We start from the raw sequence: 9,035 nt of genomic DNA, 5'->3' as shown, positions 1-9,035 counted from the left end.
ATGGTGCCGGGTTCGTTGATCGGAGTGCTGGTGAGGCTGTCGTTCGTCGTGGTTGCTGTTGTTGGTCTTCTTGTTGGGTGCACGGCTGAGGCGGTGGAGTCGCCGGGGCCGGAGGTGTCGACGACGATGCCCAGCGAGAGTCCGTCGGTGAGTGAGTCGGCGAGGGTGTCGCCGACGCCGAGTCCCTCGCCCACGCCAGCAGAGTCGTTCCCGGGCAAGCTGCCGACGGAGGACGCGGCCTCCTCGGCTCTCATCGCAGGTTGGCAGGACTATCTGCGCGTGCTCGAGAAGTACAGCGCGGATCCAATGGGCTTCACTGACTTCACCGAGACCCAGAACGTCACGACAGGCAACGAGAAGGTGATCATCTTGGACCTCTTGTCGGCCTACCGCGAGGAGAAGGTCCGGGTGATTGGCAACTTTGCATTCCGCGATGTTGAGATCGGGACGATACAGCTGAACGCCGAAGGACTGAGGCAGGCGACCCTTGAGTACTGTGTAGACCGAAGCAACATGGAAGTCGTTTCCTACGAAGGCACCCAGCAGGACACTTCCGGTCTGACTCCGACTTATCCCGAGACGACAACATTGGTCGAGGGTGCCGATGGAGTCTGGCGGGTAGCTCAGGTCAGGAATGACCAGGAGCGTACGTGCTGAGGCTCTCGCTTGCGGTGGTTGTTGCGCTGTTGTTCGTCTCGGTGCCGGCGCCCCCTGCCAATGCCGAACCAGAAGCGAGTTGCGTGCGCCGTGGGCTCACGGGTACGTGCTTGGAGTGGCTCCAGCTGGGCGGATCCCAAACCGGAGAGGGGGCATCAATTGAGCGCCCCAGGGAGGAGAGAGCAGCGCCCGGGAGTGCCCGTGCGTGCACATGGCAGGGAAAGGCCATCGACTGCGTAACAAGCCTGGGAGTGTGGAGCGACCTGGCTTCGTCTTGGTGCCGACGGTCGGAACCGCAGCCTCCAGCATCTGACCCTGCGTGGGAGGGTAAGACCACGGGCGCTGTGTATCTCTGCGTGAGACCCGCCGGGGATCTGGTCCCAGATCCGGGGATGGTTTCTACGCGGTGGTTGCCGGTTGCGCCGGGTGTGGTGGAGGTGGATCCGCGGGCAGTCGCCTTGCGGTTGCTTGCGCGGCTGGATCTGGAGGCGGTCGAGTTGGGGATGTTCCCCCGCGGCGACAATGACGTGCGGCTGAGCTTTGTGGGGTGGCAGAACTGGATGTGGGCGGAGTCGCCGTCGCAGAGGCAGTGGGGCCCGGTGACGGCGTCGGATTCGGGCTCCGGTGTGATGGTGCGGTTGCGGGCCGAGGTGGATCGTGTGGAGTGGGACATGGGCGATGGCACCGTGCTGACCTGTGGGAAGGGGACGCCGTGGTCTGCGACCCGGACGCAGGGCGGGAGGAATGTGGCGTCGCCGGATTGCGGGCACGTCTATGAGGCGATGGGGAGCTACACGGTGACTGCGACGTCTCATTGGGATGTGCAGTGGAGCGGTGCTGGCCGCAGTGGGACGTTGCCGTTCACGTTGTCGCGCAGTTCGGAGTATCTGGTTGGGGAGTACCAGGCGGTCAACACCGGCCGTTGAGGTGCGGCCGGGGACGCGGTGCTCGAGGCGTTATCCACAGTTCATGATGGGCCCGGCGGAAGTGACCCGTGGGCGGTGTTTGGATGGTGCCGGGTTCGTTGATCGGAGTGCTGGTGAGGCTGTCGTTCGTCGTGGTTGCTGTTGTTGGTCTTCTTATGGGGTGCACGGCTGAGGCGGTGGAGTCGCCGGGGCCGGAGGTGTCGACGACGATGGTGTCGCCGAGTGTGGCTCCGTCGGTGCGCGAGTCACCGAGGGTGTCGCCGACGCCGAGCGCGAGCCCGTCGCCCACGGCCTTCGAGTCGTACCCGGGGGGACTGCCGACGGAGGATCCGGAGACGGCGGCCATCATCGCAGGTTGGCAGGAGTACCAGCGGGTGTACGAGAAGTACGCGATGGCACCGTATGACCACGGTGATCTCACTGAGACCCAGACTGTGACTACGGGGCATGAGGCGACGGTCATCCTCGACAGGCTCGACGCTCTGCGTGAGCAGGACCTGGAGTATGTCGGAGGTCGGAAGTTCCGTAAGGTCTCCGTGCAGCTCACCGAGGAGAACTCGGAAGGTCTCTTGACGTCTTCAGTTGGGTACTGCCTCGACATGGAAGACGTGACGTTACGAGTGGCTACTACGGGCGAGATCATTGAGCGGACCGGCACATACCGTGAGATGGCCCATCTGGTGCGTGGTCGCGACGATGTATGGCGCGTTGAGAGCATTCAGTCGTCGGAGGAGCCATGCTGAGCCGGCTGACATCGCTCCTCTTGGCGCTTCTTCTTCTCTCAGGGAATACGCAGGCCACCGCAGCCCCTGATCCCTTGGCGCCTCCAGAAGTGATGTGCGCGGGCGGTGTCAAAGACCCGCTTAGCGGGCGATGCGTGGCGGGCATCGATGCGTCAGGAACGGTGGACGACTCCTCTGGTCCGCACGTTAAGGATCGGGCGGATGGGCAGTCACGGAACGCTCCCGCGGAGGCGCGAGCGTGCACGTGGCGCGGGAAACCCATTGAATGCCAAACCGCTCTCGGAGCTTGGAGCGACATCGTGTCTGCTTGGTGCCGCAGGGCGGACCCGCAACCCCCATTGTCCGATCCTGCTTGGGAGAGACGAACCACCGGAGCGATCTACGTGTGCACCCGGGCCACCGGAAATCTGGTGCCTGATGCTGGGCTGTCTGTCACGCGGTGGTTGCCTGTTGCGCCGGGTGTGGTGGAGGTGGATCCGCGGGAGGTGGCGTTGCGTTTGCTCGCGCGGCTGGACTTGGAGGCGGTCGAGTTGGGGATGTTCCCGCGCGGCGACAATGACGTGCGGTTGAGTTTCGTGGGGTGGCAGAACTGGATGTGGGCGGAGTCGCCGTCGGAGAAGCAGTGGGGCCCGGTGACAGCGTCGGATTCGGGCTTCGGTGTGACGGTGACGTTGCGGGCCGAGGTGGATCGTGTGGAGTGGGACATGGGTGACGGCACTGTGCTGACCTGTGGGAAGGGGACGCCGTGGTCGGCGACCCGGACGCAGGGCGGGAGGAATGTGGCGTCGCCGGATTGCGGGCACGTCTATGAGGCGATGGGGACCTACACGGTGACTGCGACGTCTCATTGGGATGTGGAGTGGAGTGGTGCTGGGCGGAGTGGGACGTTGCCGTTCACGTTGTCGCGGAGTTCGGAGTATCTGGTTGGGGAGTACCAGGCGGTCAACACCGGCCGTTGACGAGGCCCGATGGCTGGCCATCAGGTCGCGAATTGGATGCGTTCAGAACTGTTTCCAAACTCATTTCCATTCGGTGTTGACAGGTCGCGCGAGCTTGTCAAGTTGTCTGTGTAAGTGGTCTGTTTTAGATGGTTTGGGGGAATCTTTCGGGGTAGCGCAGGGCGAGTTCGTTGAGGGCTTTGGTCCAGCCTTGGATGGTGGAGCCTTCGACGAGTTTGGCTGGCGCGTTGCGGGGTTGGCCCTTGGGTCGGCCGGCTTCTTTCGCGCGTTCTCGTGCTCGTTTGTCTTCGATGTTGCGGATGGCTAGCCAGAGCAGTTTGACTACGGCTTGGTCGTTGGGGAACTGGCCGCGGTTCTTGATGATCTTGCGCATCTGGTAGTTCAACGACTCGATCGAGTTGGTGGTGTAGATCACCTTCCTGATCGCGGGCCCGAAATCGAGGAATGGGATGAACCGGTCCCAGGCGTCTTCCCAGCTCTTGACCGCTGCCGGGTACTTGCGGCCCAGGGTTGAGTCGGCGAACGCGGTCAACGCCATGAGCGCATCGTTTTCATCGATGGCGGTGTAGATCGGCTTGAGCATCGCGGCGACGGCCTTGCGGTCGCAGTACGACACGTAGCGCATGGACGCGCGGATCAGGTGGACCACGCAGGTCTGGACCAGCGCATCACCCCAGGTCGCCTCGATCGCTTCGGGGAAACCGGTGAGCCCGTCGCAGCACACGATCAGCACGTCCTGGACTCCGCGGTTGGCCAGCTGTGCACACACCGACGCCCAGAATTTCGCCCCCTCGGATGCTTGGACCCAGATCCCGAGCACGTGTTTGATGCCGTCGAGGTCGACCCCCACCGCGATGTGGGCATGGCGGTTCACGACACGGTTCTGGTCGCGGACCTTGACCACGAGCGCGTCGAGGTAGATCACCGGGTAGAACGCCTCCAGTGGCCTGTTCTGCCACGCGGCGACCTCGTCCATCACTGCTTCGGTCACATTCGAGATGGTCTCGTGGGACAAGTCGGTGCCCAGCGTCGCCGCGAGGTGATGCTGGATCTCACGGATCGTCATCCCACCGGCATACAAGCTGATGATCATGTCCTCAAGGCCACCCAGGCGCCGTTGCCCGTTGGGCACCAGCCTGGACACGAACGTGGAGTTACGGTCCCGGGGCCGATCCAACTCGACCGGTCCGACCTCGGTATCGACGGTCTTGGAGGTGGTGCCGTTACGTGAGTTGCCCGATCCCCGCCCGGCCGGGTCGTTCTTCTCGTATCCCAGATGCGAGGTCAGCTCCGCGCTCATCCCGCGCTCCAGGACGGACTTAATCAACTCGGGCAGGAACCCGCCCTCCCCGGTCAGCGAGATCCCGCGGTCGCTGGTCGAGGCCAGCATCGCATCGAGAAGCTCATCATCGATCAACTCACGGCGTAACTGGCGCGCCTCATTGACCGGCTTGTCGTCGTTGGTGGTCATGGTCACAATCAATCTCCTTCAGATCGTCTTGACCTCTTACACAGACCATTTGACACCCCCGGTCGCGCTGATTGGGCCTAGCCTTCTCTTTGGATACGCACTGAAAGGAGAGGCCCCAATGTTGAAGATCACCGCCGCGCACCTGCTGCCCAATGCCAACGGGGCTGGCTCCGTCGCGTTGCCCCTGAACGCCTGAGGCGTTCAATCACCTTCTGACACCCTCTTTCTCTGAGGGTTGCCGTCGCGCCGTCGCCATTACCGGCTGCGTTCACCCAATTATTCATGTCATTTGGCATGCCCTTTTCGCGCGCTCAATTCAGCGCGCCCACTTAGAAATGAAACCATCACATGCACTCCCTGCAATTGGAACGAATACCAGTACTTGAAGAGCGCCTCCTCGAGCGTTCTCCTCGGCTCGGCCTCCTCGAGCGCATCGCCATGCGGATCGGTCTCTGGATGCTCATCTGGAGCGTCCGCTTCGACCGCTCTGAGGACGACCGCCTCGTCAACCAGGAATACCTGGACCGCGAGGCCCGAGAACTGCACTACCTGCAGCTCCTCGAACGCAACCGCCCCTTCTGAGCCTTGAACACGACGTCGTCCCTCCCGCGACGGCACCTCAGGGTCTCGGATGGTCAATCACGCGCGCTCCCCGGCGTCGACCAGCACATCAGGTCGCTCGTCGGGGAGCTTTGCGTTCAGGTCAGAAGTCGACGCGACGCAGCAGCGCGAAGCCGTCCCACCCCTTGGTGCCCACCGTCTGAATCGCCGTGACGACCAGGCGGGGATCGTCGGAGGCCATCTGGAGCGCGGCACGGACGCCGCGGGCGTCATCGTCGTCCGGGTGGAGCACCTTCCCGGCACGCACCACGTTGTCGATGACGATGAGCGACCCCGGCTTGGTGAGCGCCATTGACCGCTCGAGATAGGTGGGCAGCGTTGCCTTGTCGGCGTCGATGAAGACGAAGTCGAAGGGGGTCACCTGCAGTTCCGTCAGCCGCGCCGATGTCTTGGCGGCAGGCCCACACATGATGTCGACCCACGCGCTGACCCCGGCCGCCTCGAAGTTGCGGCGGGCGGTCTCGGCGTTGCGGCGCTCGAGTTCCAAGCTGACGACGCGCCCCGTCGGCCCGACCGCCCGGGCCAGCCAGATCGTCGAGTAGCCGGCCAAGGTCCCAAACTCGAGCACCCGCTTCGCGCCCGCTGCGGCGGCAAGGATGTTGAGGAGGCGGCCGGCGGACGGCGAGACCTCGATGCCAGGGCGGGTGACTTCGATGGAGGTGCGGGCGGCGATCAGTGCCTCGTCCTCGGCCGCGAGCGGGGCGAGGAGGGCGTCGAGCGCTTCGGGCGTCGGGGTGTCGGCCATGCTGCGAGCGTAGTGCGCAGCCGCGTGCGCATGACGGCGTCCCGCGACTCGATCTCCCCGCTCGCCAAGCGAGAGGACGGCCCGGCGGGCGGTCAGGCGCCCTGCCGGAGATGCTCGGCGATGGCGAGCGTCAAGTCGGCGATGTCGCTGCTCACGCCGTTGCCCACCGTGATGACACCGAAGCGGGGATCCTCGATCAGGCAGCTCTGCGCGCCGTTGTGGTCGACGGCGCACAGGACGTCATCCGAAAGCTGCTCCGGGTCGGGGAACAGCATGGCCTGCCACTCCGGATCTGCAGTGGGGATGCCCAGCGCCAGGAGGGGGATGACCTGTTCGCCCTGCTGGTAGGCGAAGGTCCCATCGGCCTCGGTGAGCGTGTAGCCGATCACTTCCACCGGCAGATCGGCTTCGGTCAGCGACTGCGGTTGGGCTTGGGCCTCGGCTGTCTCGGTGGCTTCAGGCGCCGCATCGACGCTGGACTCGGTGGGAGAGGGCCGGGCGGCCGGGGGTTCGGATGGCTCCGGCGAGGCTTCGTCGGACGGTGCTGCCGCCGGGCTGTCGCTGGGCGAGGCCTCGTCGGCCTCGGGGGCGGCCGATGTCGCCACGGTAGCGGCCGTGCTGGCCGGAGCGGGAGCCGGCGTGGCGGAGGGCTCGTCCTCGTCGAGGAGCAGCACTGCGAGGATGCCTCCAGCGACGACGATCAGGGCGAGGACGGCGAGCGCGACGGTGAGGCGTTGGCGGGGGGCGCCGGTGGCCGGTTCGTCATAGTGGGGGTCGTCGGGGGTAGCGCGTTGCGGGGTGGACGCTGGCTCGGACGCGGCGGGCAGCACTGCGGTGGGTTCCGATTCGGCCGGATCAGGGAGCGCGCGACGGGGGCGCGGCGGCTGCGGGCCTTCGAGGGGGTCGCTGTGCGGCGGCCCGGTGCTCATGGCTCTGGCCTCGTTTCCGGGCCGGAGAAAAGGCCGGTGGTGAGGCTCCGCAGTTCGTCTTCGAGGTTGGCCCGGGCCTGGGTTTCCCAGAGATCGCGGGCCATTTCGGTGTGGAAGAGCGGTTCCTTCGCAAGCAGCTGTCGGAGCACCTGCGAGCGACCGTTGCGCCAGGCGTCGTCGTCGACGTGGGCGTAGTCGAGCCGGACGTCGCGCACGTAGACGTGATACCGGCCGGGGATCTGGCCCAACACGCTGAGGTCGGCGTCGGAGAGGATGGCCTCGCGTTCATCCGTGGGTGAATGGGTGGCGGTCATGCGGATCAGTCGACCGACCGCGGCGACGTCATCATCGGGAAGGAGCCCGGCCAGCGAGTCCTCGGCAAGGGCGGCCGACGCCTCCTCATCCCGACCGGGGGCCCCGTCGTAGATGGCGTCGTGGAACCAGGCAGCGAGGATGACGACGCGGTCGGTGCACGCGAGTTCGCCCAATGCCAGGAGGACCTGCGCAAGGTGGCGGACGTCGTGGTAGTGGCGGTGGGGCTGCTGCCAGCGGGCGAGGAGGTCGTCCCGGATGGTCTCCGGGAGCCCGAGGTACGACCACGAGCGATGGGCGATGGCGTGGGACTCGTTGCGGGTGGGCGACTTCTGCGGCTTCCGCACGCGCAGCCCGCTGGCCGTGAGCGCCCGGATGAGGTCCATCTCGCCGACGGGCGTCGCGCCCAGGGCCACGAGGTCGTCGTAGCGGGAGGCCGGCACGTCGTAGTGGTCATGGTCGAACGCGCGGGGCGGCAACTCCGCGCGGAGCGCGAGGGCGTGCAGTTCCTCGAGCGAGGTGTCAGAGACCAGATGCGCAAAGACCGTGCCGTGGGCGGGCCAGCGCGGAGGGTCGATCAGGACTGCCATTGCCCCATTTTGCCCCTTGGGGGCGCCGTTGGCGGGAGCGTTGCCTGACCAGCCCGAATTATCGCTACCGGATCAGAGCAGCCAATGTGGATAATCCACATCGAGGCCCCGTTCTGGGTAGGGATAAATTCTCGCGGCGCCTCACAGGACGTCGGCCAGGTCCTCATCCATCCCGATGGAGTGGACGCGGCGGCGTTGCGCGAGCTGCTCGGCGAGCAGTCGTGCCCGGGCACGGCCAGCCTCGGTCTTCGCAGTGCTGGGACGTACCCGGTGGATGTGTCGGCGCTTCCGGAGTACGGCTGACAGGCCCACCTGCGTCTCGTCCCAGCCCGTCCAGATCTGTTTGGTCGTGAGGCGGATGTAGCGGTAATCGGCCATTCCGGCGTTGAGGTCGCGCACGCTGTCGACCTCCTGCTGCTCGGGGCTGCCGTGGAACCGGCGGCTGTCGCACTCGAACAGGAGGTGGTCTCCCACGAGGAGGTCCACCTCTCCAACGCCGGGGACGTTGACCAAGGGCCGCACAGGGACATTGCGGCGTTGGAAGAACAAGCGCACCCGCGTCTCGCTCCCCGACCGGGCCACGCCCAGCCAGCGCCGGAGGTCGCCGTGCGGAGTGGACTTGACCATGGCTTCAGCCATGTCCTGGGTGATCAGCTTCTTGTCCACGCCGGATTCGACGACCACCAGGATCGTCTCCACGTCATGGCGCTCGATGACCTGGGCGAGGCAGTCCTCCACCGGCCAGATGGCCGAGCCCGGCTGCTTCGCCTTGTACGGATGCAGGATCAGCCCAGTTTTCGAGCGCGGCGTGGTGCCACGGCCGTAGGCCGCATGGATGCCCTGATGCTTCGGAACCCACAGGCCGTGGGCCTCGCAGCCTGACAGGCACCCCAGGTGAGCGCCGGTGCGCAGCGCCGCCACGACATTGGCGTTGGCTCCGTCAGCTGCGTACCACCCGCGCCGTAGGCGAATGAGTTTGCCGTCGGCCAGCCGGTCCTCGATGTCCGCGCGGCGGAGGCCCATGGCGTGGAGGTCGTCGAGCGTGAAGATGTTGGCGTCCATGCCCCCATGGTTGGCTGGTC

The 9,035-nt window shown here is 65.7% G+C and carries 10 protein-coding genes; 5 read left to right on the top strand and 5 right to left on the bottom strand.

Annotated elements, in window-relative coordinates; genetic code table 11:
- From ABEA30_RS04505 to ABEA30_RS04490, 4 genes are all read left to right on the top strand, one after another.
- Window positions 1-657 (top strand): hypothetical protein (locus tag ABEA30_RS04505; protein ID WP_345579617.1); only part of this gene is annotated, 657 nt, incomplete at its 5' end.
- Between the two features lie 410 nt (window positions 658-1,067).
- Window positions 1,068-1,583, top strand: coding sequence for a hypothetical protein (locus tag ABEA30_RS04500; RefSeq protein WP_345579614.1), 516 nt, complete (start codon window positions 1,068-1,070; stop codon window positions 1,581-1,583).
- Between the two features lie 113 nt (window positions 1,584-1,696).
- A complete protein-coding gene (locus ABEA30_RS04495) occupies window positions 1,697-2,326 on the top strand; it encodes a hypothetical protein (RefSeq protein WP_345579611.1) in 630 nt (209 codons plus the stop codon).
- Between the two features lie 485 nt (window positions 2,327-2,811).
- On the top strand, window positions 2,812-3,285 hold the full coding sequence (locus tag ABEA30_RS04490; protein WP_345579608.1) for a hypothetical protein: 474 nt from the start codon (window positions 2,812-2,814) through the stop codon (window positions 3,283-3,285).
- A gap of 124 nt (window positions 3,286-3,409) precedes the next feature.
- Here the strand turns inward: ABEA30_RS04490 and ABEA30_RS04485 are convergent, their stop codons facing one another.
- Window positions 3,410-4,675: an IS256 family transposase gene (locus tag ABEA30_RS04485; protein ID WP_386085032.1), complete on the bottom strand. Its 1,266-nt coding sequence runs from the start codon at window positions 4,673-4,675 to the stop codon at window positions 3,410-3,412.
- A gap of 519 nt (window positions 4,676-5,194) precedes the next feature.
- On the opposite strand from ABEA30_RS04485, the gene ABEA30_RS04480 reads away from it, so the two are divergent.
- Complete coding sequence (locus ABEA30_RS04480) at window positions 5,195-5,338, top strand: hypothetical protein (RefSeq protein WP_345579605.1); 144 nt, start codon at window positions 5,195-5,197, stop codon at window positions 5,336-5,338.
- Between the two features lie 121 nt (window positions 5,339-5,459).
- Here ABEA30_RS04480 and ABEA30_RS04475 read toward each other — a convergent pair whose 3' ends face one another.
- The 4 genes from ABEA30_RS04475 to ABEA30_RS04460 all read right to left on the bottom strand — a co-directional run bounded on the left by ABEA30_RS04475 (window position 5,460) and on the right by ABEA30_RS04460 (window position 9,015).
- Window positions 5,460-6,122, bottom strand: coding sequence for an O-methyltransferase (locus ABEA30_RS04475; RefSeq protein WP_345579602.1), 663 nt, complete (start codon window positions 6,120-6,122; stop codon window positions 5,460-5,462).
- 92 nt (window positions 6,123-6,214) lie between these two features.
- The gene (locus ABEA30_RS04470; protein ID WP_345579599.1) at window positions 6,215-7,051 is read right to left on the bottom strand and encodes a hypothetical protein; all 837 of its coding nucleotides are present in this window, start codon (window positions 7,049-7,051) and stop codon (window positions 6,215-6,217) included.
- Complete coding sequence (locus ABEA30_RS04465) at window positions 7,048-7,953, bottom strand: DUF4031 domain-containing protein (RefSeq protein WP_345579596.1); 906 nt, start codon at window positions 7,951-7,953, stop codon at window positions 7,048-7,050. The genes ABEA30_RS04470 and ABEA30_RS04465 overlap by 4 nt, the downstream gene beginning before the upstream one ends.
- Window positions 7,954-8,094: 141 nt before the next feature.
- Window positions 8,095-9,015 (bottom strand): type IV toxin-antitoxin system AbiEi family antitoxin domain-containing protein, encoded by a 921-nt coding sequence (locus ABEA30_RS04460; protein ID WP_345579593.1) that lies wholly within the window; start codon window positions 9,013-9,015, stop codon window positions 8,095-8,097.
- Window positions 9,016-9,035 lie beyond the last annotated feature (20 nt).

It is taken from the genome of Tessaracoccus lubricantis (assembly GCF_039544535.1).
Taxonomy (GTDB): Bacteria; Actinomycetota; Actinomycetes; order Propionibacteriales; family Propionibacteriaceae; genus Arachnia; species Arachnia lubricantis.
Note: the sequence above shows the minus strand (reverse complement) of the source record. Positions and strands in the feature narration are given on the sequence as shown.